Annotated in this window: 21 protein-coding genes and 2 tRNA genes; 11 read left to right on the forward strand and 12 right to left on the reverse strand. The window is 43.7% G+C overall.

What is annotated here, in order from left to right; translation table 11 throughout:
* Positions 1-6 precede the first annotated feature (6 nt).
* The 6 genes from DN53_RS17285 (at position 7) to DN53_RS17310 (ending at position 6,810) form a co-directional block, all read left to right on the forward strand.
* A complete protein-coding gene (locus tag DN53_RS17285; RefSeq protein ID WP_242502235.1) occupies positions 7-882 on the forward strand; it encodes a peptidyl-prolyl cis-trans isomerase in 876 nt (291 codons plus the stop codon).
* Complete coding sequence (locus tag DN53_RS17290; protein WP_129656171.1) at positions 866-2,272, forward strand: peptidylprolyl isomerase; 1,407 nt, start codon at positions 866-868, stop codon at positions 2,270-2,272. The genes DN53_RS17285 and DN53_RS17290 overlap by 17 nt, the downstream gene beginning before the upstream one ends.
* A 4-nt stretch (positions 2,273-2,276) precedes the next feature.
* A complete protein-coding gene (locus DN53_RS17295; protein ID WP_129656172.1) occupies positions 2,277-3,230 on the forward strand; it encodes an AAA family ATPase in 954 nt (317 codons plus the stop codon).
* A gap of 103 nt (positions 3,231-3,333) precedes the next feature.
* A complete protein-coding gene (locus tag DN53_RS17300) occupies positions 3,334-5,601 on the forward strand; it encodes an aconitate hydratase (RefSeq protein ID WP_129656173.1) in 2,268 nt (755 codons plus the stop codon).
* 80 nt (positions 5,602-5,681) lie between these two features.
* Entirely contained in the window at positions 5,682-6,242 is a 561-nt protein-coding gene (locus DN53_RS17305) for a TlpA family protein disulfide reductase (protein WP_129656174.1), read from the forward strand.
* Positions 6,243-6,249: 7 nt separating this feature from the next.
* Positions 6,250-6,810: a TlpA family protein disulfide reductase gene (locus DN53_RS17310; protein WP_129656175.1), complete on the forward strand. Its 561-nt coding sequence runs from the start codon at positions 6,250-6,252 to the stop codon at positions 6,808-6,810.
* On the opposite strand, the gene DN53_RS17315 is transcribed toward DN53_RS17310, so the two are convergent.
* The 8 genes from DN53_RS17315 to DN53_RS17350 form a co-directional block, all read right to left on the reverse strand.
* Entirely contained in the window at positions 6,797-7,264 is a 468-nt protein-coding gene (locus DN53_RS17315) for a sterol desaturase family protein (RefSeq protein WP_129656176.1), read from the reverse strand. The genes DN53_RS17310 and DN53_RS17315 overlap by 14 nt on opposite strands.
* Positions 7,265-8,104, reverse strand: coding sequence for a phytoene/squalene synthase family protein (locus DN53_RS17320; protein ID WP_129656177.1), 840 nt, complete (start codon positions 8,102-8,104; stop codon positions 7,265-7,267). It abuts the gene before it with no gap.
* Positions 8,101-9,561, reverse strand: coding sequence for a phytoene desaturase family protein (locus DN53_RS17325; RefSeq protein ID WP_129656178.1), 1,461 nt, complete (start codon positions 9,559-9,561; stop codon positions 8,101-8,103). The genes DN53_RS17320 and DN53_RS17325 overlap by 4 nt, the downstream gene beginning before the upstream one ends.
* 8 nt (positions 9,562-9,569) lie before the next feature.
* Entirely contained in the window at positions 9,570-10,469 is a 900-nt protein-coding gene (locus DN53_RS17330) for a MerR family transcriptional regulator (RefSeq protein ID WP_129656179.1), read from the reverse strand.
* A 163-nt stretch (positions 10,470-10,632) separates the two neighbouring features.
* A tRNA-Leu gene (locus DN53_RS17335) sits at positions 10,633-10,716 on the reverse strand.
* Positions 10,717-10,829: 113 nt separating this feature from the next.
* Complete coding sequence (locus DN53_RS17340) at positions 10,830-12,140, reverse strand: TolC family protein (protein ID WP_129656209.1); 1,311 nt, start codon at positions 12,138-12,140, stop codon at positions 10,830-10,832.
* Between the two features lies 1 nt (position 12,141).
* Complete coding sequence (locus DN53_RS17345) at positions 12,142-15,225, reverse strand: efflux RND transporter permease subunit (protein ID WP_129656180.1); 3,084 nt, start codon at positions 15,223-15,225, stop codon at positions 12,142-12,144.
* Positions 15,222-16,298: an efflux RND transporter periplasmic adaptor subunit gene (locus tag DN53_RS17350; protein ID WP_129656181.1), complete on the reverse strand. Its 1,077-nt coding sequence runs from the start codon at positions 16,296-16,298 to the stop codon at positions 15,222-15,224. The genes DN53_RS17345 and DN53_RS17350 overlap by 4 nt, the downstream gene beginning before the upstream one ends.
* A gap of 360 nt (positions 16,299-16,658) precedes the next feature.
* On the opposite strand from DN53_RS17350, the gene DN53_RS17355 reads away from it, so the two are divergent.
* Positions 16,659-18,722: a TonB-dependent receptor family protein gene (locus tag DN53_RS17355; RefSeq protein ID WP_129656182.1), complete on the forward strand. Its 2,064-nt coding sequence runs from the start codon at positions 16,659-16,661 to the stop codon at positions 18,720-18,722.
* Positions 18,723-18,724: 2 nt separating this feature from the next.
* On the opposite strand, the gene DN53_RS17360 is transcribed toward DN53_RS17355, so the two are convergent.
* Entirely contained in the window at positions 18,725-19,720 is a 996-nt protein-coding gene (locus DN53_RS17360) for a hypothetical protein (RefSeq protein WP_129656183.1), read from the reverse strand.
* Positions 19,721-20,020: 300 nt separating this feature from the next.
* Between DN53_RS17360 and DN53_RS17365 the strand changes: the two genes are divergently transcribed.
* Positions 20,021-21,310 (forward strand): amidohydrolase family protein, encoded by a 1,290-nt coding sequence (locus DN53_RS17365; RefSeq protein WP_165357494.1) that lies wholly within the window; start codon positions 20,021-20,023, stop codon positions 21,308-21,310.
* Between the two features lie 21 nt (positions 21,311-21,331).
* Here DN53_RS17365 and DN53_RS17370 read toward each other — a convergent pair whose 3' ends face one another.
* Positions 21,332-21,940, reverse strand: a complete 609-nt coding sequence (locus tag DN53_RS17370) for an LbetaH domain-containing protein (protein ID WP_129656185.1) — start codon at positions 21,938-21,940, stop codon at positions 21,332-21,334.
* A gap of 290 nt (positions 21,941-22,230) precedes the next feature.
* Here DN53_RS17370 and pnuC point away from each other — a divergent pair, with 290 nt between their 5' ends.
* Both pnuC and DN53_RS17380 read left to right on the forward strand, forming a co-directional pair.
* Positions 22,231-22,830, forward strand: a complete 600-nt coding sequence (gene pnuC, locus DN53_RS17375) for a nicotinamide riboside transporter PnuC (RefSeq protein ID WP_129656186.1) — start codon at positions 22,231-22,233, stop codon at positions 22,828-22,830.
* Positions 22,799-23,827 carry an acyl-CoA dehydrogenase family protein gene (locus DN53_RS17380; RefSeq protein WP_129656187.1) on the forward strand — a complete coding sequence of 343 codons (1,029 nt, stop codon included), beginning with the start codon at positions 22,799-22,801 and terminating at the stop codon, positions 23,825-23,827. The genes pnuC and DN53_RS17380 overlap by 32 nt, the downstream gene beginning before the upstream one ends.
* A 119-nt stretch (positions 23,828-23,946) precedes the next feature.
* Here DN53_RS17380 and DN53_RS17385 read toward each other — a convergent pair.
* A tRNA-Lys gene (locus DN53_RS17385) sits at positions 23,947-24,019 on the reverse strand.
* A 120-nt stretch (positions 24,020-24,139) separates the two neighbouring features.
* On the opposite strand from DN53_RS17385, the gene DN53_RS17390 reads away from it, so the two are divergent.
* Positions 24,140-24,652 carry a shikimate kinase gene (locus DN53_RS17390; RefSeq protein WP_129656188.1) on the forward strand — a complete coding sequence of 171 codons (513 nt, stop codon included), beginning with the start codon at positions 24,140-24,142 and terminating at the stop codon, positions 24,650-24,652.
* Here DN53_RS17390 and DN53_RS17395 read toward each other — a convergent pair.
* Entirely contained in the window at positions 24,644-25,141 is a 498-nt protein-coding gene (locus DN53_RS17395) for a phosphoribosyltransferase family protein (protein WP_129656189.1), read from the reverse strand. The genes DN53_RS17390 and DN53_RS17395 overlap by 9 nt on opposite strands.
* Between the last annotated feature and the right edge of the window lie 27 nt (positions 25,142-25,168).

The raw sequence follows: 25,168 nt of genomic DNA on the forward strand, positions 1-25,168 counted from the left end.
ATGCATATGCTCCAAAAAAACATTCTGTACCTACTTTGCTGTACTTCAGCAGTGTTGATTTCCTCTTGTAGCTCCTTTTTTAAGGAGCAGGAAGAAAGGGAACCTCTGGCCCGGGTAGGGGATACCTATTTGTATAGGGAAGATGTTGCCGCCTTGGTTCAAGACGATATGTCTGCCGAGGACAGTACCCTGTTTGTGACCAATTATATCAACAATTGGGCTTCAAAGCAATTGTTGTTGTCCAAATCAAAGATCAACCTTCCAGAGGAAAAATTGGCCGAGTTTGACCGATTGGTCTCCGATTATCGCGCGGACCTGTATACCAGGGCCTATATCGAGGCTTTGGTGCTTCAGGCCAAGGACACTGCGGTGACCCGTTCACAACTGGAACAGTATTACGAGCGGGAAAAGGAAAATTTCAAGCTCAATGAAAAACTGGTGCAGCTCCGCTTCGTGGGCATGCCCAACCAGTTTTTGGATTTGGACGGGGTAAAGACCCGCATTCGCAATTGGAAGGATTCGGACAAACGTTACTTGGATTCCATTGCGGTGCAGTTCAAGAAAATGCATTTCAACGATTCCGTTTGGGTAAGTGCCTCGAGGGTGGTGGAGGAAATACCGCCCCTAACACCATCAAATGAGACCTCGTACTTAAAAAAATCACAATTTTTTGAGCTGCAAGATTCGTTAGAGGTATATTTGGGCATCGTGACCAACGTTCTGGAAGTCAATGATACAGCCCCTTTTGAGTATATTGAGCCCGATATACGGCAGTTGATATTGAACCGAAGACGGTTGAACTACATCAAAAAACTGGAAACCGAAATTATAGATGAAGCTATTAAGAAGAAAGAATTTGAGGTTTATGAAGACAAAAACTAAAATAGTATGGGCCTTGGCCTGTGTTGCATCATTGGGACTTGTACAGGCCCAAGAAATGGACGAGGCTTTGGGAACCGCTCGGGACACTACAAATTCTTCCAACAAAGTGAAATTGGATGGAATTGCTGCGGTAATAGGGGATTATGTAATCTTGGAATCCGATATCGATAAAACGTTGATAGACCTGAAAAGTCAAGGAGCTTCAGTACAGGATATCACCCGCTGTGGCCTTTTGGGAAAACTTATGGAAGACCGTTTGTATGCCCACCAGGCCGTGCAGGACAGTTTATTGGTTTCCGATGATCAGGTAAACGCGCAGAGCGATAGACAGATCCAACAGTTAATTGCGCAAGTGGGTTCCATGGAAAAAGTATTGAAGTTCTACAAGAAAACCGATATTGAGAGCTTTAGACAGGAACTTTTTGAAATCAATAAATTGAACATGCTGTCCGAAAAAATGCAGAGTAGTATTGTTGAGGAGATTAAGGTAACACCGGAAGAAGTACGTCAGTTCTTCAATAAGATACCCGAGGACGAAAGACCTGTTTTTGGAGCAGAGTTGGAAATCGCTCAAATTGTGAAACAACCTACCGCACCGGAGGAAGAGAAGCAAAAAGTGGTTGACAGATTGAAGCAGATCAAGCAAGATATAGTGGAAAACGATGCCAGTTTCAATGTAAAGGCCATATTGTACTCCCAAGACCCGGGATCAAAATCAAATGGCGGTTTTTACAGCATGACGCGTGAAACTCCCTTTGTCAAAGAATTCAAGGATGTGGCTTTCAGCCTTCGGGAAGGGGAAATATCTGACCCTTTTGAGACCGATTTTGGATATCACATCATTTATGTTGAAAAAATCAGAGGACAGGAATTGGACTTGAGGCATATTCTTTTGATTCCTGAAGTTCCTAAGAGCGCCGTTGAGAAAGCGGTAAAGGAGCTGGATAGTATTCGACAACACATTTTGGATGGAAAGTACACCTTTGCAGAAGCTGCCTTGAACTTTTCGGATGAAAAAGAGACCAAGTTTGATGGAGGCCTTCTTCGAAATCCCATCAACTTCGATTCCCGTTTTGAATTGACCAAGATGGATCCTGCCCTATACAACCAAGTAAGGGATATTAAGGATGGTGAAATTTCACGACCATTACGGGAAGATGATCCAAGGGGAGGAGCTCCTAAGTTCAAGATCATGAAGATTTCCAACCGTTATGATGAACATAAGGCCGATTTCGCAAAAGATTACTTGAAAATACAGGAACTGGCCCTACGTGAAAAGCAGTTCAAGGCCATTAAAAAATGGATGGACGAACATATAGAGGACACTTATATCCATGTGAACACAGAAAACAAGGATTGCGATTTTGCAAACAACTGGGTAAAGGAATAAGTGCATGTCTGACGTAACTGCTGTTGAAAATCTAGTAAAAAAACACCAAGAACTTAAGAAGGAAATTGCCAAGGTCATTGTGGGCCAAGAACAGGTAATTGAACAAATACTGTTGTCCATTTACACGGGAGGACATTCCCTTTTGATTGGTGTTCCTGGTTTGGCAAAGACCTTAATGGTCAATACCATTGCGCAGACCTTGGGACTCGATTTTAAACGCATTCAGTTTACGCCCGATCTTATGCCCAGCGATATTCTGGGGAGTGAGGTTTTGGACAAGGACCGTAACTTCAAATTTATCATGGGCCCTGTTTTCGGTAACATCATTCTCGCGGATGAAATCAACCGTACACCACCCAAAACGCAGGCGGCTTTGTTGGAGGCCATGCAGGAACGGGCGGTGACCATTGCAGGAAAACAGCACAAACTCAACAAGCCTTACTTTGTATTGGCCACCCAAAACCCAATTGAACAGGAGGGAACCTATCCACTTCCTGAAGCGCAATTGGACCGGTTTATGTTTGCCATTGAGTTAAAATACCCATCCATAGCGGAAGAAATCCAAGTGGTAAAATCCACCACCACCGATGATGAGGTGGAAATAAAAACCTTGTTCAACGCCGAAGAGATCATTGAAGTGCAGCATTTGGTGCGTAGAATTCCCGTGGCGGACAATGTAGTTGACTATACGGTTCGATTGGTACATAGTACCCGACCGGGTATGGAAGGGTCTTCGGACTACGTGAACAACTATGTGGATTGGGGAGCAGGACCAAGGGCTTCGCAGAATTTGGTACTGGCCGCCAAGGCCCATGCAGCCATTCACGGCAAGTTTTCTCCGGATATTGAGGATGTAAAAGCGGTTGCAGTTGGCATACTTCGCCATAGAATCCTTAAAAACTATAAGGCGGAAGCCGAAGGTATTACCGAAGAGAAAATAATATCAGAATTGTTATAAATAACAAATCTTCTAACATTATTTAGATCAATTCTAATTCCAAAATACTTAGCATTTTAGTAAATTTACCGAATTACTAAAATCTTAAAATTCATTTAATAGAATGGCATTTGATATAGACATGATTAAGGGTGTCTACGCTTCCATGGGGGAGCGTGTGGACAAGGCCCGGGAATTGGTTGGTAAACCGTTGACTTTAGCTGAAAAAATATTGTATTCCCACCTTTGGGATGGTACGCCCACCACAAAATTTACCCGTGGTAAAGATTATGTTGATTTTGCTCCAGATAGAATCGCTTGCCAAGATGCAACCGCCCAGATGGCATTGCTTCAGTTTATGCAAGCAGGAAAAGATAAAGTAGCGGTTCCAACTACAGTTCACTGTGACCACTTGATTCAGGCCAAGGAAGGTGCTGCCACCGATTTAAGGCATGCCAACGAGACCAGTAAGGAAGTTTTTGATTTCTTGGGTTCGGTTTCCAATAAATACGGAATCGGATTCTGGGAACCAGGAGCTGGTATCATTCACCAAGTTGTATTGGAAAACTATGCCTTCCCTGGAGGTATGATGATTGGTACCGATTCGCACACGGTTAATGCTGGTGGATTGGGAATGGTAGCCATCGGTGTTGGTGGTGCCGATGCCGTGGATGTAATGGCCGGTATGGCTTGGGAGTTGAAATTCCCAAAATTGATCGGTGTAAAATTGACCGGTAAACTATCCGGTTGGACCGCACCAAAAGATGTTATCCTTAAGGTTGCTGAAATCCTTACCGTAAAAGGAGGAACAGGAGCTATTGTAGAATACTTTGGCCCAGGTGCCACTTCCATGTCTTGTACAGGAAAAGGTACCATTTGTAACATGGGTGCTGAAATTGGCGCTACCACTTCCACATTCGGATACGATGAGTCTATGGAGCGCTACTTGAGAGCTACAGATAGGGAAGATGTTGCCGATGCAGCCAACGAAGTAAAGGAATATTTGACCGCAGACCCAGAGGTGTATGCCAATCCAGAGGAGTATTTTGATCAGGTTATTGAAATCAACTTGACAGAATTAAAGCCGTTGCTAAACGGACCTTTTACTCCAGATTTAGCTACCGAAGTGGGTACAATGACGGAAAAGGCGCAAGCAAACGATTGGCCATTGGCCGTTGAGTGGGGATTGATAGGTTCTTGTACCAACTCTTCTTATGAAGATTTGTCCAGAGCATCTTCAATCGCGCAACAAGCCTTGGATAAAAAATTGAAGACCAAAGCCGAATTCGGGATCAACCCAGGTTCTGAGCAAGTACGATATACCACTGAGCGTGACGGAATTCTTGAAATCTTTGAAAAATTGGATGCCAAGATTTTTACCAATGCCTGTGGACCATGTATTGGTCAGTGGGCGCGTTACAAAGATCCAAAGAATGCACCTAAGAACAGTATTGTGCATTCCTTCAACCGTAACTTCGCCAAACGTGCCGATGGTAACCCCAACACGCACGCTTTCGTGGCTTCTCCAGAAATGACTGCTGCCATCGCGATTGCTGGTCGTTTGGACTTCAACCCATTAACGGACACCTTGATCAATGAAGATGGTGAGGAAGTAATGTTGGATGAGCCAACAGGATGGGAATTGCCACCAAAAGGATTTGAAGTAAAGGAAAACGGTTATGTGGATCCTTTGGAAGATGGTAGCGGTGTGAATGTAATCGTTGCTCCAGATTCTGAGCGTTTGCAATTGTTGACTCCATTTGAGCCCATCACTCCAGCAAGCCTTCAAGGGATGAAGTTGTTGATCAAAGCTTTTGGAAAATGTACTACGGATCACATTTCCATGGCCGGACCATGGTTGCGTTACAGAGGACATTTGGACAATATCGCCAACAATACCTTGATTGGAGCAGTGAATGCCTTCAACCAAAAGACCAACTTTGTTAAAAATCAGTTGACAGGGGAGTATGGTGGTGTTCCAGATACCCAACGTGAATACAAAAAAGCAGGCATCAAAACGTTGGTTGTGGGTGACCATAACTACGGAGAAGGTTCTTCAAGGGAGCATGCTGCCATGCAGCCTCGCCACTTGGGTGTTGCCGCTGTTTTGGTAAAATCTTTCGCAAGGATTCACGAAACCAACTTGAAAAAGCAAGGAATGTTGGCCTTGACCTTCGCCAATGAAAGCGATTACGATTTGATTCAAGAAGATGATACCTTCAACTTCTTGGACATAGATCAATTTGCTCCGGACAAACCATTGACCATTGAGGTGGTACATGCCGATGGAAGCAAGGATACCATCATTGCCAACCATTCATACAACAATGCTCAGATTGCATGGTTTAATGAAGGCTCCGCATTGAACTTGATCAAAAAGGAGAATGCCTAAATTATTTTTTAGATAATTCAAGAAAACTCCTGATATTGTTAAAATGTCAGGAGTTTTTAATTTTAACCAAATCCCCCAGAATGAAGATCAGTAAAAAGACTGCCCTCAATATTGTACTGATTTTGTTCATACTTTCCTTTTTTGTGACCCCATTGGGGCACTATGGAAAGATTTTTCTCAATCGGATACTTGCGTTTTCCCCTCCGGTGATAGAACAATCCCAAAGGCAGGCCATTGCGGATTATGACTGGAAACTAAAGGATGGGGAGTGGAACATTTTCAATTTTGAAAAGTCCAAGGGAAATGTGGTGTTCATCAATCTTTGGGCCTCGTGGCGCTTACCCAGCGAAGCTGAATTGGGAAGTGTCCAGGAGCTGTATGACCGATATAAGGGTAAAATGGACTTCTATATCATTACCAATGAGAATAGGCCACCCGTGGAAGCTTTTATGGAGGAGCACGGGTTTACGTTTCCGGTAACCTATTTGATTATTGGGGAGAAAATGCCCATAGACGCCCAAAAGGTTCCTTCGTCGTATTTGATTGATAGATCCGGGCATATTGTTATTCATCAAAAAGGCATTGCGGATTGGAGCAACCGGAAATTATACAAAGTGTTGGATACACTGATAGAAGAGTAGATGCAGTATGAAATTTTCCAAAGAACAGATCAGTAACGGAATATGGTTGTTGGCCATTGTCTTGATCCTTTTTACCCCAGTGGGGTTTCACCTTAAGGTTTTGGTAAGCAAGCTTATTTCCACCAGTGCCGATGTGGTGGCCACTGAAGAGCAAGAGACCTTGACCAACTATCAATGGGGACTTGCGGATGTAAAAGGCCAACGGATCAATTTTGAATCTTTTGAAGACCAAGTGGTGGTGGTGAATATTTGGGCCACCTGGTGCCCACCATGTGTGGCGGAATTGCCCAGCTTTGTTGAACTCTATGGGGATTACAAAGATAAGGTGGTATTCGCCTTTGTGGCCAATGACGATAGAGATAAGGTGCTTCAGTTCCTAGAAAAGAAGGGATATCAGCTGCCGGTCTATTTTCAAACTACGTCCACACCAAAGGAATTGGTTTCCAAAAGTATCCCGGCTACCTATGTTATCAGCAAATCAGGGAAAATTGTGGTTGATGAAAAGGGAGCAGCCGATTGGAACTCTCAAAAAACAAGGGAATTATTGGATCGCCTTATTTTGGAGTAGTCTGTTGACTTTTAAAATATTTAAAGGGCACCAACAACATTCCAAAACATTCCCCATCTTCCTTACCCAAGTGTTTGTGATGCATTTTATGGGCCCTTCGAACTCCCTTGGCGTACCAATTGTTGGCGTTTCGGAATAATTTGAACCGCTGGTGGATAAAAATATCGTGCACCAAAAAATAAGCTATACCATAAGCCAAAATCCCGAAGCCCAAGGGCCAACCATACCAAAATGAAGTATAGTTGCCCAGAAAGAACAACGTCATACTCACCACCGCATAAAAAATAAAAAAGGCATCATTCCGCTCAAACCAAGAGTCATGGTCCTTTTTATGATGGTCTTTGTGAAGGCTCCACAAAAAGCCGTGCATCACATATTTATGGGTAAACCAAGCCATGAACTCCATAAACCCGAAGGTGGCGAAAAAAAGGAATATCCAGAGTGCTATTTTCATTTAGACCAGTTGAAGTTTATAGTTGAGGTAGGAATGGGCCAAAAGCCCGAATTTTTGATAATTGGGTACTCTAATCCGAGTGTTCTTGATTTCAAGGGAAGGGGTTCCCTGTAATTTTTGCAACAATTTTTTATAGTACCGATATGCGGTATAGACCCCAAATTTGGCCTGCTCCGGTAATTTTATGATGCCCGAGTATCCCACCGCCAAATCGGCCTTGATTTCGTTGACGATTCTTTTCTTGGAAACTTCATCCAGTTCCAACAAATTGGTGTTGGGGAAATAGGTCCGGTCCAAATCTTCAAAATCTGCTTTCAAGTCTCGTAAAAAGTTGATTTTCTGAAAAGCGGAGCCCAGCGCCATGGCCGATTCCTTGAGTTCCTCATATTTTTCCTTATCGCCATGTACAAAAACACAGAGACACATCAGTCCTACAACATCAGCTGAACCATAGATGTATTCGCGATATTCATCAAAGGAACCATAGGTTTTCTTGGTCAGGTCCATCCGCATACTGTTCATGAACGATTCCACCAAATGATGCGGGATTTCATATTTATGATAGGTATGTTGAAAGGCATTGAGGATAGGATTCAGGCTTATCTTATGGGCAATGGCATGTTCCATGTCCTTTTCAAAATTCGCAAAAAGCTCTTCCTTGTCATAGTCATGAAAAGTGTCCACAATTTCATCCGCAAAGCGCACAAACCCATAAATATTATAGATATCCGTACGAATGGATGGCGCCAACATTTTAGTGGCCAAGGAAAATGAAGTGCTGTAGGATTGGGTCACAATCTTGCTACAGTGGTAAGAGACATCGTCAAAAATAGTTTTCATTTTTCTAAGTTTTTAATGATTAGATCAGATACCAACTTTCCTGAGATCAGGGAAGGGGGCACTCCTGGTCCCGGCACGGTAAGCTGACCGGTAAAAAATAAATTTTTTACCCTGCTACTTTTGAGGTTAGGTCTTAAAAATGCGGTTTGCCGTAGGGTATTGGCCAAACCATATGCATTTCCTTTATAGGAATTGTACTGCTCCACAAAATCGTTTACACAGAAACTTTCCTTAAATATAATCGAATTTTTTACATCTTGTTGGGTTCGCTTTTCGAACCTATCCATCACAATATCAAAATATTGCTCCCTTAGTTCAGGAGTGTCTTCCAATCCTGGGGCAATGGGGACCAAAAAGAATCCCGTCTCACAGTCATTTGGGGCCATGGAGGCATCTGTCACCGAAGGGAAGTTGGCATAGAACAAAGGTTCACTGGGCCACTGTGGGGTATCATAAATTTCTTGAGCATGCTTTTCAAAATCCGTATCAAAAAAGAGATTGTGGTGCTCTACATGCTCCAACTTTTTCCGAAAACCAATATAAAAGAGCAGGGAAGAGGGGGCATAGGTCTTCGTTTCCCAATACTCCTCTGAATATTGCCGATGCTTCTGATCCAACAAAGTTTCGGAATGATGGTAGTCCGCCCCACTGATCACATAATCAGCAAGATGGTTATTGCCCTTGCAACGTATACCAATGACCTCCTTGTCCGACACCAAGATTTTGGATACGGGGCTATCGGTATGTATGGTGACCCCCAATTCCTCGGCCAGACTTTTCATGGCCTTTATAATTTCGTACATGCCACCCTTGGGATGCCAGGTTCCCAAGCCAAAGTCTGCAAAATTCATGAAATTGTAGAAGGAAGGGGTCTTGCTTGGCTTGGCTCCCAAAAAGAGCACGGGAAATTCCAAAGTGGAAACCAATTTGGGATTTTTAAACCGTTTGCGAACTTCTTGACTAATGCTTTTAAAAAATTGATCTACCCGAAGTACGGTTTCCTTGGTCACCAACTCCAATGGGGACAGCCCGGGCCGAAGCACTACTTTATTGATGGCAATGTTATAGTTCTCCTGGGCCTGTTCTATAAAGTTTCTTAGGTGTTCACTGCTACCTTGTTCTATTCGTTCAAACTCCTGACATATTTTCTCCATGGTGTCCCCAATCGTCATGGTGTCATCTTCAAAAAAAACCTTGTAGGCGGGATCCAACCGATCCAACTGATAGTAATCCGAGGTTTTCTTGCCAAAATTGGCAAAGAACTTTTCAAAAATATCCGGCATCCAATACCAACTGGGGCCAATGTCAAAAGTAAAACCCTCCTTTATCATTTGTCTTGCCCTACCACCCACAGTATCGTTTTTTTCAAAGACTTCCACGTCCAGACCCGCTTTGGCCAAATAGCAAGCAGCGGAAAGGGACGAAAAACCGGAACCTATGACAATGGCTTTTTTCATGGGCTGCTTTAAATGGATTCCAATAGGTCTTGTATGGAACCAAAGGGTTTTATGTAATCGGGGATGTCGTTCTCCGTTAATTCCTGTACCTGATGTCCCAAAACGTAGAGTTTGGAGTCTTGCGGTAAATCCATGACTTCGGAAAATTTGGTGAAATAAGCATCCAAATCGCTTTTGGTAGGGGACACGGTAAAGTAGGAGATGAAATCTATTTTATGATAATATTTGGCAAGGTCCACCAAACTCTCCACGGGCATGCTCTGTCCCAAATAAATGGATTTGAACCCTCTATTGACAATTTCATAGTTGATGTACAACAGACCAAGTTCATGGATTTCATTTTCTGGAAGAAAAAGCGCAAATACCTGGTCGTCCCTTGATGGTTTCTGAATCTGGAGGGTCTCGGTGTTGCTGTATATCTTTTGTTTTATGAGGTTGCTGATAAAATGTTCGTGGGCCGGACTAATGGTGTCTGTCTGCCATAGAAGTCCCAATTCATTGAGGAATGGGATAAAGACCTCATTAAATATTTCACTGAACGTTTTAGTGGACAATAGAGTATCATAAGTCTTTAAAAAGAGGGTTTGATCAAAATTGAGCATGGCCATTTTAAGATGGTTGATCACATGGTCTTTGTCCCTATCCTTCAAAGTGATGTCCCTCACCAAATCCGGAATCTGTGATTCGTCCAGTTTGGCAATCTTGGAGATTTTGTATCCGTGGTTGTAGAGCAAGGTTACATTAAGCAACTTCTGCAAGTTTACAATATCATAGGTCCTGATATTGGTATCGGTACGCTCAGGAGAGAACAATTTATATCTTTTTTCCCAAATGCGGATGGTATGTGCCTTTATTCCTGAAAGGTTTTCCATGTCGCGGATGCTGAAAGACTTCTTTACGTTGTTCATCTTTTATCAAAAAACATTAAACAAATTTACAATTTTGACCGAGATAGCCTACTTTTTTATCGTAAAATTTAGGAAAGAAGTTTAAATAATGGAGGGATTTAGGACAAAAAACCTGTTGAGGGACATGTAGAAACTAAAAAACCGCAACTATGTTGCGGTTTTGTGCCCACGACTGGAGTCGAACCAGCACGTCCTTACGAACACTACCCCCTCAAGGTAGCGTGTCTACCAATTCCACCACGTGGGCAGGCTTTTATGATCAACGATTGTAATGGGGGATCGTTGAGGGGCACAAATATAATTCTTTTGTAAAAACCTCACTGCACCAAATTGCATTATCGCAGGAAAATATGCCGAATGTTACAGGTCCAAATTTCCGGCCAGTTGTTTAAGGATGATTTCGGATACTTTAGCCTGGAACTTGGCATTGCTATGGCGTACCCGGGCATTGATGTAGTTCAATTGTGCGGTTCTGAATTCGATGGTGGGAATAATCCCTATTCGGTATTTTTCTACCGTGATATCCAAGTTTTCCTTGGCAATACTCTCATTTTTTTCCTCCAATTCAATAAGGCTGATGTTGGTCAGATACGTCTGATAGGTAGTGCCGACCATCGCAATAAGGGATTGTTTTTGTTGGGCGATGGCAATCTCCGCATTTTCCACGGCCATTTTGCCCAATTTTTCATTGCGGTTTTGGTTGAAGCCATCAAAAAGGTTCAATGTGGCCCCAAAGCCATAGTTAAAGCCTCTGGAATCTGAGCTGGTGGTAAAGCCTAAGCTGGATTCGGTATGACCAAAATTGTACCCGGTGGACACAAAAACCGAAGGATACCGTGATGCTTTTATCTGTTTCAGTTGTAGCTCACTGATTCTCTTGTTGATGATTTCGGCTTGCAATTGAGGGTTTTCGGCGGCCACCCTGTTTTCCAATTCTTCCAAGATCAAGGCTTGGTCCACGAAAATTTCAGGAGCAACCTGAAAATCATTTTTTAAATCCCGTGCCAATTGCTCGTTCAATAGAATCTTGGTGTTCTTGTACAATTCTTGCTGACGTTGCATTTGGGTCTGGTCGGTATTCAGGTCCACTTGCGCATTGAGTACCTCCAATTTTGAAGCTTTTCCAATGGTAAAGCGGTTTTGGGCCAGTTCCACCCGTTGTTCGGATATGATCAAAGTGCTGTCCAAAGCGGACAATTGCTGCTGCTGCTGTACCAAATCGTAATAGGTGACCAGTACTTCACCAACTTTGGTGAGGATGACCTGTTTTAACTCTGCTTCTCCCAATTTTTGGGTTTCTTTGAGCTGTTCGTGGTTGGCAAACATGCGGAACCCATCAAAGATGGTCCATTCCAACGCCACCCCATAGTTGAGGTTCCTGTTTTTGGCATTGTCCAGTTCCACTTCCGAACCATCGGAGCGGACCTGAGACAAATTTTGTCTGCTATTGTTGTCGGTGATATTGGCATCTACTTGGGGAAGCATTCCCGCTTGTCCAGGACTGACCGAAAGTTCATCCATCTTAAGGTCGTTACGGGCCATTTTAACCTGATAGTTGTTTTCCAAAGCGATTTTTACTGCTTCATCAACGGTAAGAAACTCTTGTGCCGTTCCTACAAAACAAACCCCCAATCCAAATAAAAGGACATAAAATTTTAGACGAATCCCCATACTACGATGCTTCAAGAATTTTGAATTCTGGCCGAACAACTTTTTTCTTGGACCACATGAGATACAAAGCAGGAATAACAAATAGGGTAAGCACCAAGGAGAATAGGGTTCCACCAATGATCACAACTCCCATACCCGTTCTACTGGCCGATGCGGCACCCAATGAAAGGGCAATGGGCAAAGCTCCCAACGCAATGGTAAGACTCGTCATAAGGATGGGACGCAAACGCGATTCCGAAGCTCTCATGATGGCCTGCATTTTGGACAGCTCCTCTTCTTCCTGCAACTGATTGGCGAATTCCACGATAAGAATTCCGTTTTTAGTTACCAGCCCAATGAGCATAATGGTTCCAATCTGGCTGAAAATATTCCATGTTTCCCCAAATAGCCAGAGAGAGAACATGGCTCCCGCCACGGCCATGGGTACGGTTAGAATGATAATGAATGGGTCGATAAAGCTTTCGAACTGTGCTGCCAAAATCAAGAAAATCAATAAAAAGGCCAAACCAAAGGCAAAAATGGTATTGGAACTACTTTCCACAAAATCACGGGACTCTCCTCCAAGGTCGGTGGTGAAGGTCTCATCCAACACACGGTCCTTAATGGCATTCATGGCATCAATACCATCGCCAATACTCATGCCTGGGGCCAAACTGGCGGAAACCGTGGCCGACATATATCGGTTGTTGTGAAACAGTTGAGGTGGACTACTGTGCTCTTCGGTGGTAACCAGGTTATCCAATTGGATCAAAAGACCATCCTTGCTTTTTACAAAAATGGAAGTAAGGTCCATAGGCTCATCACGGTCCGATTTATCAAACTGACCTATGACCTGATATTGTTTCCCGTTCATGAGGAAGTATCCGAACCGTTGTCCACTCAAGGACAACTGAAGGGTTTGGGCCACATCGCGCACAGATACCCCCAAGCTTTCCGCTTTTTCACGATCTATGGATACGTAGAGCTCCGGTTTGTTGAATTTTAGGTTGACATCAGAAAAGGAAAATGTTGGGTCTTTTTCAACCTCGGCCATGAACTCAGGGATTTTCTCCTCCAGCTTTTCAAAGTTTTTCGCCTGAATGATAAACTGAATGGGCGGACCGCCGCGCCGGTTCACCGAAATGGTGGGACGCTCGGAAACATTGGTTTTTCCTCCAACAAAGACTTTGGCCCATTGGCCAAGATCATCCGCAATTTCTTTTTGGGAACGCTCCCGTTCACTGGGGTCCACAAGGGCAACGTTGGCACGACCACTATTTACGGAAGATGTACCAAAACCGGGGGAGGTGAGTACCAAACTTACTTTCTTTTCTGGTATGGAATCGTTGATGAGTTCGGTAATGCCGGTCATCAATTGGTCCATATATTCGTAGGACGACCCTTCAGGGGCGCTTACACTGAGTCGAACAAAATTACGGTCGTCGTAAGGTGCGGTTTCCTTCTGCAAAAGTGAATAGAATAGGACAATGAGTCCAATACAGCCAAACAATATGGGGAAACTGAGCCATTTTCGTTTCATGAATTGACCCAATAGGTCCGCATAGGATTTGTTCATGGCCACAAAATATTTTTCCGTGACCTGATAGAACCGTGACCGACTTTGCTTTCCTGGCTTGGTCAAATAAGCGTTCAGCATAGGGGTAAGGGTCAAGGACACAAAGGCCGATACCAATACCGCAGCACCAAGGACCACTCCAAATTCCCGGAAGAGTCGTCCCACAAAACCTTCCAAAAAGATTACGGGTAAAAACACCGCGGCAAGCGTGATGGATATGGAGATGACCGCAAAAAAGATTTCTTGGGAACCCTTTATCGCTGCCTCAATGGGATTCATCCCTTCCTCTACTTTTTTATAGATATTTTCGGTGACCACAATACCGTCATCCACCACAAGTCCGGTGGCAAGCACAATGGCCAAAAGCGTTAAAACGTTTACGGAAAAACCGAACAGCCACATGAAAAAGAACGTGGCGATCAAGGAAACGGGAATGTCCAACAAAGGACGAAGTGCCATGGACCAGTTCCTAAAGAATAGGTATATGACCAAGATAACCAGAACAATGGATATCAAAATCGTTTCGGCCACTTCGGTTACCGCCCTTCTAACAAATACGGTATCGTCAATAACCACGTTCAGCTTAAAATCCTTGGGGAGGTCTTTTTTCAGTCTTTCGTATTCTTCATAAAAAGCATCGGCGATTTCAAGGTAATTGGTGCCAGGTTGCGGAACCACGGCAATGGCCACCATAGGTTGCCCAGAATCGCTCATTTTGGTTTCCATGTTCTCTCCCTCAAGACTTGCTTTTCCAATGTCTTTTAGCTGTACCAGTTTTTCGCCATCGGCCAAAATGATGATATTGTTGAATTCCTCTTCGGTATTGAGGTTTCCCAAGGTCTTAACGGTCAACTCGGTGTTTTTTCCGGTAAGTTTTCCCGAAGGGAGTTCCAAGTTTTGGGCTAATAGGGCGCTTCTTACATCGGCCACGGTAAGGCCGTATGAAGCCAATTTCAAGGGGTCTATCCACAACCGCATGGCGTAGCGGCGTTGTCCCCAAATTTGTACACTACTTACCCCTGGAATGGTCTCTATACGCTGTGAGAGCACATTTTCGGCATAATCGGACAGTTCCAGAATATTCTTGTTGTCGCTTTGGACCGTCATGGATATGATCCGTTCGGCATCTGCATCGGCTTTGGATACCACAGGGGGCGCGTCCAAATCCTCTGGAAGGCTCCTGACCGCTTGGGAAACTTTATCCCTCACATCGTTGGCGGCATCTTCCAAGTTTTTGTCCAAATCAAACTCAATACTGATGGAACTGGAACCTTGCACACTGGATGAGGTAATGTTCCGTATCCCATCAATGGAGTTAATGGCCTTTTCCAAAGGCTCGGTAATCTGTGATTCAATAATATCCGCATTGGCCCCAGAGTAACTGGTCCGCACGGATACCACGGCAGGGTCTATGGATGGGAATTCCCGAACTCCCAAAAACGTATAGCCAATAATCCCGAACAGAATGATGGAAATGTTCATCACAATGGTCAGGATGGGCCGTTTGATGCTTATCGTGGAAAGGTTCATTGTGCCGCGGTCAAGGGTTCAAATTCTTCTAAAACAACCTCTACGGGCGCCCCATCCTTCAAGGCCATTACACCATAGGTCAAAACGGTATCCCCGGGATGAAGATTGGAAAGCACTTGTACCGCTTTTCCGGTACGTGAACCGGTCTCTACATCAATTTCCTTGGCTTTTCCGTCTTTAAGCACAAATATTTTCTTTCCGTTCTGTACAGGGATCAAGGATTCTGAAGGCACCAACAAGGCATCATCCAAAGTTTCCAAAGGAAGGCTTACATTGGCATAGGCTCCTGGATAAAGCTTTTTGTCCCTGTTGTCCATTTTGGCCCGCATTCTAAGGGTTCTGGTGGCAATGTCCACCTCTGGGTCAATGGCGTATATGGTGGCGTTGTATACTTCCCTCGAATCTGATGTGGTAAAGGAAAGTACCGTACCTACGCTTACCTGGGAGGCATATTTTTCAGGAATGGCAAATGTGATCTTTAATTCATCGGTGTTCACCAATTTGGCTATGGTGGTCGAAGGGGTTACATAGGTTCCTTTTGAAATGGACCGCAGTCCTATAGTTCCAGAAAAAGGAGCTCTTACCGTGGTTTTGGATAACTGGGCTGCAATGAGTTCCGATTCTGCATTGGCCGATTGAAAATCTGCACTGGCAATGTCGTATTCCTCTTGGCTTATGGCTTGTTTCTCTAAAAGTAACTTGGCTCTTCTCTCGTTTTCGGAGGCCAGTTTTTTGGCGGTTTGTGCTTTGGAAAGCTGGGCTTGAAGTTCAATGTCGTTGACCTTGAACAGCACTTGTCCTTGGGATACCTTCCTTCCTTCCTTAAAGTTGATGCTTTCCACCACGCCGGAGATTTCACTACGCAGATCTATCTGTTCATTGGCTTCCAAGGTACCGGAAAGTGATATGTTGTCTTTAAAGGTTTTGGGTTGCAAAACCATTCCTTTTACCGTGGTGGTCCCGGGACCACTTGGAGCTGATTTTTGGACACTGTTGTTGGACTTGATTCTGTAGGCAATAAGGGCGCCCAATCCAACAACAAATAGGGCATATACAATATGTTTCGTCTTCATGAATATCGATGAATGGCAAATACCACAAAAGCCCATGATCGGGCTTGTCCAAAGATAACCCTAATGGCCTAATCTGTAGAAGGGTAAAAAGTTAAATGTCGTACTTTTCTGTAAACGTCCCAATACTACGGTCCAACGACGGAAACCTTCCCCTTAACTGTCAAAATCCCCAATTTGAGAGTGGGTTTTGGAAACGCTTCAGAGGCCTTTGGTTTCCTTTTAAATCCGCATGGAACGGGCGTTCTGGACCCTCCTAATCAAAAAATGGGGAAAATGTTATTTTTTTTCCAAAAGAAATAAATGCCCTGAAAAGTTCATAATTTTGCACATCTTATTTTATAATGTAACGGTAAAACCGAAATGAAGACCTCCCTCGCTCTCGCTTTTTATGCAATTTCCCTAACCTTTGTTTTTGCTCAAGATATTCCACAAGACTCTGTAAATGCCTTACAGGAGGTGGTGCTTATAGAGCAAGGCATTGAGAAAAGGGCTGTGGGCATAACCCCATCCAGTTCCATTGGGATAAAAGAAATAGAAAAGTTTGGTCCGTTGGACATTGCTTCGTCAATCAACCAAGTTTCCGGAGTGTATCTACTCTCGGGAGCATTGAATACCAACAGGATTACCATACGGGGGGTAGGCGCGCGTACGCCTTATGGCACGGATAAGCTTCGATTATACTTTAATAATATCCCTGTTACCAACGGAACGGGTTTTTCAACCATTGAGGCTTATGATTTGGAAAATGTAGGGGCGGTTGAAATCATAAAAGGACCCAAGGGATCAACTTTTGGAACCAATTTGGGAGGAGCGATCATTCTCAACACCAAAGCTCCGGAAGTGGGCCAGACGTTTTTGACCAATTCCCTAACCGTAGGTTCCTATGAGATGTTCAAGAACAATTTGGCGTTTCGGCATTCCGAAAAGAACTTCAACTTGAGTCTTAGCTATAATCATTTGAAAACGGAAGGATATCGACAGAACAACCAGTTTGAAAGGGATGGCATTTTACTTACTTCATCCGTAGTGTTGGGGGGTAAGAGCAAGTTGGATTTTATGCTCAATTATATCGATTACACGGCTGGAATCCCCAGTTCCATCAACCAAACCGATTTTGAGGAAAACCCTACCAATGCAGATGCCAACTGGTTGGCGGCACAAGGTTTCGAAGCCAACAAATATACCTTGACCGGGATTACGCATACGTATGAATTCAATCCGGGTCTAAGGAACCGGACAAGCCTTTTTTACACCTATTTGGATCATTATGAACCCCGCCCATTCAATATTTTGGATGAATTTACCAACGGATTTGGCCTAAGGTCGGTCTTTGATGGAAAGTTGCTTTCCGGGCATTTTACTTTGGGAACCGAAATTTATAATGATGAATACCACTGGGGTACTTTTGAGAATCTGTTCCGGGACAATGAGGGTGTTGGAAGTGTGCAGGGGGATAGGCTGAGCAACAATACGGAGTTTAGAAGGCAGTTGAATCTTTTTGGGACTTTTGAACTTCCCTTGGACAAGAATTTGACCGCGCAAGTTGGATTGAACCTCAATAAGACCAAATACGATTTTAGGGATTTGTTCAACAGTGGGGATGCCAACACATCGGCCAATCGTGATTTTGATGCCATTCTTTTACCAAGTTTGGAGCTCCAATACAAATTGGACCAAGGATTTTTATATGCCAATGTGAGTAGGGGATTCTCCAATCCTGGATTGGAAGAGACCTTGACGCCCGAAGGGGTTATCAATCCGGATATTGCCCAAGAAAAAGGAATAAGTTATGAGTTGGGAGGTCAGTTTGGATTGTTCAATGAAGCCTTACAGCTTACGGCCAACCTATATACCATGCAGATCAAGGACCTTTTGGTGGCCCAAAGGGTAGGAGAGGACCAATATATAGGAAAGAATGCCGGTAAGACCCGTCACCAAGGCTTGGAGTTGGACGCCAGATATGCCATTTCGGTCACCAATACGTTTTTACTTACGCCTTATTTGAGCTATACACTGAACGACCACAGTTTTATTGATTTTGTGGATGGCGATAACGACTACAGTGGAAATCCATTGACCGGCGTGCCAAAGCACAGGCTTAGCTCCGGGTTGGATATGGTTCATGATAGTGGGGTTTCCCTTAACATATCCCACCAGTATGTGGATGATATTCCACTGACAGATGCCAATACCCTGTCCAGTGAGTCTTATAATGTGTTCAGCCTTTCTTCCAAATATGCTGTTCCCATGGGCAAGAATTTCAAATTGGGCTTAAATGCCGGAGTAAACAATGTATTCGATACTAATTATGCCGGGTCTGTATTGATCAATGCCGTGGGCTTTGGTGGAAACCTGCCCCGCTATTACTACCCTGCCAATGGTAGGAATTACTACGGTAAAATAGGGGTTACCTATCTATTTTAACCCTAGAGGGTATAAAAGGTGTAGGTAATGGTCCATGTGTATACCTCACCGGGGTTCGCTTTTACATTAATGTAAGGTTGGGGGCAAATGGTTTGCGGTGCCGACCAAACTGCCAAGGACGATATGGGTTGGTCACAGGTAATCTGTACCCCGATTCCAGCTTTTCTGTTTTCCAATCTGATGTCGTAGTCCTTCGGGTCATTGGGGTCATAGCCAAAAGCAGGTCGTATCTGGGCAAAGTCATCAATAAGCGCTTTGGTGAACACTACTTTGTTGCCCTCTATTTTGGCGTAGTCCTTTAGACCGGTTTCTTCGGGTGAAGCAGCATAAGGCACGCCATCCTTGTCGGTTAGGGTAAACGGAAAAGTTACGGAATAGCCCGGGCCAATGGATAGATTGTCCATCACAAAAAAGTTATGGTTGTTCACCAAACTCTCAATGGGCAGTTTTCCCGTGTTTTTAAATCGATGTTGCAATACTAGTTGTGGCTTTCCCTTGGTCAGTTTCACCTTTTTTTCATAGCTATACGAATACTTGTCAGAGGTTATCTCATGAAGGAAGGTGACAGCATTGGTTCGCACCTTCACTTTTCTTTTGCCATGATCGATAATATCATAGGTCTTGGAAAATGAGTGCTTGTCCCCGTCATCCTTTTTGAGCAGACCTACCCCGATTTTTAAAAATGCTTCGCCTGCTGCAGCGTCTTCGAGACCTACGGCCTTAAAATCTTCCACAGGCCCCATAATGGCATCGTGCGATAATGGGTCATAACCTTGGAACCATTTACCAAAATAGGTGTGCCCCTTATATTCCAATTTAGGAATGATTCCAGCCCAGTCAAACCGGGAAGCACGGTAATATCCCATATCCTTGTCCGGGAGATACAGGGTCGCGGAGATATCACCATTGTGTATTTCCACTTTTGGAGCTTGTTGCTGGGCCCATCCAAGGGTGGTGAGCAATCCAAAGAATAATACAATGCGTTCTCGATTTTTCATTTTGTGGAATGTGGGTTTGAACTCTAAAATAAGATAAATGGAAAACAATTTTAATATGTGGGTATTAGGTTGTTACGGATGATTCATTTTTGAAGCCGGATGTTCTAAAAATCAACCAAATCTTTTTAAGTGTTTAAGGTCAAAGGAGAAATGCCTTTTTCTCGATTTATAACAAAAAAGCAATGGGTTTTACCATGTACATGTCGTATTTTTCAGTTTTAACCGGTGTTTGCCTCAAAGCAAGTCCAATTATATTCTTAGAACAGCATGAACCCAAAAAGTAGAGTCCTTTCAAAAAATATGTACAGGTTTACGATAATCATCCTTGCAACTGCATTTTGTTTACTGGGATGTCGACAAAATACATCCGCAGGGGATAAGACCGAAGTAACTGCCTTTGTAGGGGCCAACATTATTGATGGGACGAGAGCAGAAACTATCAAGGAAGGTGTTCTTTTGGTGGAGAAGGGGAAAATTGTAGGGATAGGAAAAAAAGATGCCATTACAATTCCCGAAGGAGCTTCAATTGTGGAGGTGAGCGGCAAGACCATTATGCCTGGAATCATTGACGCCCATTGCCATGTGGGTTTGGCCAATGGCCTGCAAACAGGATATAGTGAAGAGAATGTGATCAATCACCTAAATACCAATGCACGATATGGAATCACCACCTTGGTTTCCCTTGGCGATGGAACAGAGGTTTCCGCAGAGCTTAGAAATACACAAAACGTACCGACCTTGGATAGGTCCAGACTTTTTATGGCAGGGACAGTTATCTCCGGGGACACCGAGGAAGAGGTGACGAAAATCATTGATCATAACGATTCGCTCAAAGTGGATTTTATGAAGATACGGGTAGATGATGTCTTGGGGACCTCACCAAAAATGACCGAAGATATTTATAAAGCGGTAATCGAGTATTCCCACGAATTGGGGTATCGGGTGGCCTCGCATATTTTTTATCTGGAGGATGCCAAAAAGGTATTGCGGGCAGGAACCGATTACATAGCGCATAGTGTTCGGGATACGCTGGTGGATGATGAATTTATCACATTGATGAAAGAAAACAAGGTGTACTATTCCCCGACCTTGATGCGGGAAGTGTCCACTTTTGTCTTTGGAGGTGAACCCGATTATTTTACCGATCCCTTTTTTACCAAGGAAGTGGATGAAGCCACCATTGCGGAACTGCGCAATCCGGAACGTATGGAAAGCATTGCCAATAGTGCCAGTGCGAAGGCATACAAGGCGGCGCTGCCCACGGCCATGAAAAACCTGAAGCAACTATCGGATGCGGGAGTCACTATTGTCATGGGGACGGATAGTGGACCTGCGGGACGATTTCCAGGATATTTTGAGCATCTGGAAATGGAAATGATGGTAGATGCTGGCATGTCGCCCATGGAAGTGATTATGGCATCCACATCGAATACGGCCAAGGCGATGAAATTGGAAGGCATTGGTTCCTTGGAAGAGGGCAAATGGGCAGATTTTATAGTGCTGAACAAAAATCCGTTGGAAGACATAGCCAACACCAGGACTATTTCCTCCGTTTGGATTGCCGGAAACAAGGTGCCGGATAAGCAGTAACCTATTTTAAGCCTAGGGAGTTTATAAAGGATGCTGCTCCACCAGCTCCAGTCTTTTTACAATGGTGTTTTTTTTCAGGAGGGTACCTGGGGACAAAACTGCATTGGCACCAATACGGCTATTGTCGCCTACCAATGCCCCAAATTTTTTCACTCCGGTTGCAATAAGCTTACCGTCATAATTCAATACAATTTCCTTATCCGTTCTTTCATTGTAGTGGTTGGCCGCAATGGAACCCGCTTCAAAATTCACATTAGAACCAATGATGCTGTTCCCAACATAATTTAAATGGGCAATGGCGGTGTTTGAAAATATGAGACTGCCCTTGATTTCAGTGGAAGGCCCAATTTTTACCGACCGATCCAAAAAGACTCCTTCCCTAAAATAGGCATGGGCCCCGATATGGCAATTTTCCATAACAATGGTGGGATGTTTAAAAGTGACCCCTTGTTCCACTATGGACGATTTGTGGATGGCCACGTGGTTTTCAATATGAAAATCACTCCCAAGATGGGGCAGTATCCCCATAATGAAGGTTTGGACTTCAGTGGTGATTTCCCAAGGTAACCCCAAACGTTTTAAATCATCATAAAAAGGAATGTCGGAAATAAAGTCCTGAAGATCTATCATCGTAATGGAAATTTGTGGGAGTCTGTGAGGCTGCCTTGGGTATACCAGAAACAGATGCACAGCGCATTGTTGCTAATTTAGGGTATAAATTACAATTGGTCCAAGTAGGTTTTCATACCTTTGAAGTCTACATGGGGTGTCCTGGATGACAGGGCTGAGATTATACCCGGAAGTTGACCACTTCGCACCTGATCCAGATCATGCTGGCGTAGGGATTTTGGCAAACGTGTTTTGCACGTGTTCCATTAGGGGTTCCCATGGTTTATTTGTATAATGGATAACCCGATTGAATGGAATTACTTTCACAACTTACTTTATTACAATGGGTGGGAACCGGCTTTGGTGTGGTCCAGGTCCTTTTGGCCCGCCAGAACAATATCCATAACTATCTTTTTGGTATTGTTGCCATTTTGATCAGTATGTGGGTGCTGTACCAATCCAAATTGTATGCAGATATCCTGTTGAACCTCTACTATCTGGTCATGAGTATCTACGGATGGTTCTATTGGAAAATGGGAAAACAAAAGGAGGAAACCCCAATTTCATATTCCACCAAAAATGAGCATGGGATTGCCATGGGAATCGTTGTGGGTTGTTTTGCGTTGATGGCCTATTGGTTGGGACAGCATACAGATTCGGATGTTCCGTACTGGGATGCCGTGGTCTGTGCCTTTGCCTGGGCCGGGATGTGGCTCATGGCCAAACGAAAGATTGAAAACTGGATATACTTGAACATCAGCAACCTGATATCCATTCCACTATTGATGTATAAAGGACTGTACATCTATGCTGGTTTAACGGCCTTTTTGTTCATCGTGGCCGTATCGGGTTATATCAAATGGAGAAAAATACTTGCAGATGAAACTGAAGGACAACATGCAAAGGTATAGGGAGCTCTGCTTCGGAAAAGAAGAACTGCCCAAAGCCGTTTTGGAAGGCATTGCCAAAGAGAACTTGTGGAACTTATGGGTGCCCAAGTTGTATGGCGGATTGGAACTGAGCTTGACGGAGGGATTGAAAATGTTGAGACATCTGGCGCAAGTGGATGGCAGTTTGGGGTGGACCGTTACCCTGTGCTCCGGAGCGAATTTCTTTATTGGGAACTTGCCCAAGGAAACGGCCAATGGAATTTTCAATGACCCAAAAGAACCCGTTTGTTTTGGGGGGAGTGGAGGAGTGTTTGGTACCGCCGAGAGAAAAGAGGAGGGATATATCATAAACGGAATCTGGAAGTATGCCACGGGTGCCCCCTATCTTACCCATTTTACTTTGAGTGCAAAAATCCAAGAAGAGGGAAAGGATGTGCTCAATGAAGCGGGGATGCCTGTAGTGCGTTGTTTTGTTTTGGATCGTAAGGATGTAAAGGTCATTAAGGATTGGAATACCATGGGGTTGAAGGCAACCGCTACCCATTCCTTTGAAGTATCTTCCAAATGGGTAGATGAAAAGTATAGCTTTTTCTATAATGAATGGCACCATTCGCAGAACATCTTTAAAATTCCTTTTGAGGTGTTTGCCGATTTGACCCTTTGGGTCAATTATGTAGGTATGGCAGCCCATTATATAGCAGAAGCCGAAATGGTATTGGGGCAGAATGAAATGTTGGAAAAATTGAAAAAAGCCGTGTCCCGATCAGATGAAAAAATAGGCAGCTGGGCAAAACGGACCGAGGATAACATCAATTTGGAGGACGGGTTCCCGGAAGATTGGATTCGTGAAGTTCATTCTGAGGCTTCAGCTTCGGTGAAGACCATTTCGGAAGGTATGATCAGTGTCTACCCTTTTTTTGGGATTAGAGGGTGCAGTAATGAGCACCAATTGAATCAGGTGTTCAAAGATTACTTTACGGCCACCCAACACCATATTTTCAGTACAAAAGTGGTATAGAGGTGAAAATGGCGTAATTTTTTAGGGGATAAGAGGTCTCTTTGGCTAAAATTTAAAATGGAAATGAGCTAAAAAAACAAAATCCTGTAAGTCTTTCAACGTACAGGATTTTTTGGAAGTGACCTGACTGGGGCTCGAACCCAGGACCCTCTCCTTAAAAGGGAGATGCTCTACCAACTGAGCTATCAGGTCAAAATTTCAATGCTTGGCTGTCTGGCTAAGCGGGTGCAAATATAACATCAATAATCTATTTTCCAAAAGTGAATTAATGATAAATTTGTGTTTTTTTGAAATCGTATTTAAATCGGATGTATGAGAATAGTTTTGATGGGGTATATGGCAAGTGGTAAGTCCTCCGTTGGAAGGTTGTTGGCCAGGGATTTACAGATGGAATTTGTAGATCTGGACGACTATATTGAAGAGGAGCAACAAAAATCCGTGAAATCCATTTTTTCGGAGCACGGGGAGATTTTTTTTAGAAAATTGGAACACAAGATGCTTTCCCAAGTATTGGATGGGAAGGAGAATTTGATACTGTCCACTGGAGGGGGAACGCCTTGCTATTCCGGAAACATGGACACCATTTTGGAAAAATCGGACCATTCCATTTATCTACAGCTGTCCATACCCGCCTTGGTGGAACGGCTCAAAAAGGAAAAAGAGCAGAGACCCTTGGTGAGGAACATAGAAGATACTGATTTGCCCGAGTTTGTTGGAAAACACCTTTTTGAAAGGAGGACGTACTATGCGCAGGCCAAGCATATTGTGGAATGCGATGGGAAGAATCTGGATGAGGTGGTTGCCGAAATCAAAGGACTACTCTAAGTAGACGATATCGTTTTTGGGTTTAAATTCCACTTTGATGTGTTCGTTCAAGGAGGTAGAAAGTGAAATTCCCTTAAAATCGGCCTTAATAGGATATTTTTTATGATTCCTATTGACCAGCACCGCGGTTTTTAACTGTTTAATGGGGGTTTTCAAAAAATGGTGCACCCCATAGATCAAAGTGGTGCCGGAGTTGAGTACATCATCCACCAAAACAATGGATTTATTCTTATAGTCATCTTCCGGGATTGAGGTCTCCACGCCACTTTTCAAGGGATTTTTCTTGTCCATGCTCACCTTGCAGAGTACAATCTGTGCCTCGGTGATTTTTTTAAGGATGGTCACTATCTTTTTGGCAAAATCGTTTCCCCCTCCATTGACACCGGCCACTACAATTTCCTTTTCATCCACATTGGTCTCATAGATTTGGTAGGCAATCCGTTTAGCAATATGCTGAATCTGATCGTGGGTAAGAATGTGGTTTTTCATGAAATGGATTAATTCATTCAAAGATAT

The sequence above is a fragment of the Flagellimonas olearia genome, assembly GCF_004150225.1.
Classification (GTDB): Bacteria; Bacteroidota; Bacteroidia; order Flavobacteriales; family Flavobacteriaceae; genus Flagellimonas; species Flagellimonas olearia.

Bases quoted from the DNA above. Each gene is read 5' to 3' on its own strand.
- DN53_RS17285 (WP_242502235.1), top strand. From the start codon at position 7: ATGCTCCAAAAAAACATTCTGTACCTACTTTGCTGTACTTCAGCAGTG.
- DN53_RS17290 (WP_129656171.1), top strand. From the start codon at position 866: ATGAAGACAAAAACTAAAATAGTATGGGCCTTGGCCTGTGTTGCATCA.
- DN53_RS17295 (WP_129656172.1), top strand. From the start codon at position 2,277: ATGTCTGACGTAACTGCTGTTGAAAATCTAGTAAAAAAACACCAAGAA.
- DN53_RS17300 (WP_129656173.1), top strand. From the start codon at position 3,334: ATGGCATTTGATATAGACATGATTAAGGGTGTCTACGCTTCCATGGGG.
- DN53_RS17305 (WP_129656174.1), top strand. From the start codon at position 5,682: ATGAAGATCAGTAAAAAGACTGCCCTCAATATTGTACTGATTTTGTTC.
- DN53_RS17310 (WP_129656175.1), top strand. From the start codon at position 6,250: ATGAAATTTTCCAAAGAACAGATCAGTAACGGAATATGGTTGTTGGCC.
- DN53_RS17315 (WP_129656176.1), bottom strand. From the start codon at position 7,264: ATGAAAATAGCACTCTGGATATTCCTTTTTTTCGCCACCTTCGGGTTT.
- DN53_RS17320 (WP_129656177.1), bottom strand. From the start codon at position 8,104: ATGAAAACTATTTTTGACGATGTCTCTTACCACTGTAGCAAGATTGTG.
- DN53_RS17325 (WP_129656178.1), bottom strand. From the start codon at position 9,561: ATGAAAAAAGCCATTGTCATAGGTTCCGGTTTTTCGTCCCTTTCCGCT.
- DN53_RS17330 (WP_129656179.1), bottom strand. From the start codon at position 10,469: ATGAACAACGTAAAGAAGTCTTTCAGCATCCGCGACATGGAAAACCTT.
- DN53_RS17340 (WP_129656209.1), bottom strand. From the start codon at position 12,140: ATGGGGATTCGTCTAAAATTTTATGTCCTTTTATTTGGATTGGGGGTT.
- DN53_RS17345 (WP_129656180.1), bottom strand. From the start codon at position 15,225: ATGAACCTTTCCACGATAAGCATCAAACGGCCCATCCTGACCATTGTG.
- DN53_RS17350 (WP_129656181.1), bottom strand. From the start codon at position 16,298: ATGAAGACGAAACATATTGTATATGCCCTATTTGTTGTTGGATTGGGC.
- DN53_RS17355 (WP_129656182.1), top strand. From the start codon at position 16,659: ATGAAGACCTCCCTCGCTCTCGCTTTTTATGCAATTTCCCTAACCTTT.
- DN53_RS17360 (WP_129656183.1), bottom strand. From the start codon at position 19,720: ATGAAAAATCGAGAACGCATTGTATTATTCTTTGGATTGCTCACCACC.
- DN53_RS17365 (WP_165357494.1), top strand. From the start codon at position 20,021: ATGTACAGGTTTACGATAATCATCCTTGCAACTGCATTTTGTTTACTG.
- DN53_RS17370 (WP_129656185.1), bottom strand. From the start codon at position 21,940: ATGATAGATCTTCAGGACTTTATTTCCGACATTCCTTTTTATGATGAT.
- pnuC (WP_129656186.1), top strand. From the start codon at position 22,231: ATGGAATTACTTTCACAACTTACTTTATTACAATGGGTGGGAACCGGC.
- DN53_RS17380 (WP_129656187.1), top strand. From the start codon at position 22,799: ATGAAACTGAAGGACAACATGCAAAGGTATAGGGAGCTCTGCTTCGGA.
- DN53_RS17390 (WP_129656188.1), top strand. From the start codon at position 24,140: ATGAGAATAGTTTTGATGGGGTATATGGCAAGTGGTAAGTCCTCCGTT.
- DN53_RS17395 (WP_129656189.1), bottom strand. From the start codon at position 25,141: ATGAAAAACCACATTCTTACCCACGATCAGATTCAGCATATTGCTAAA.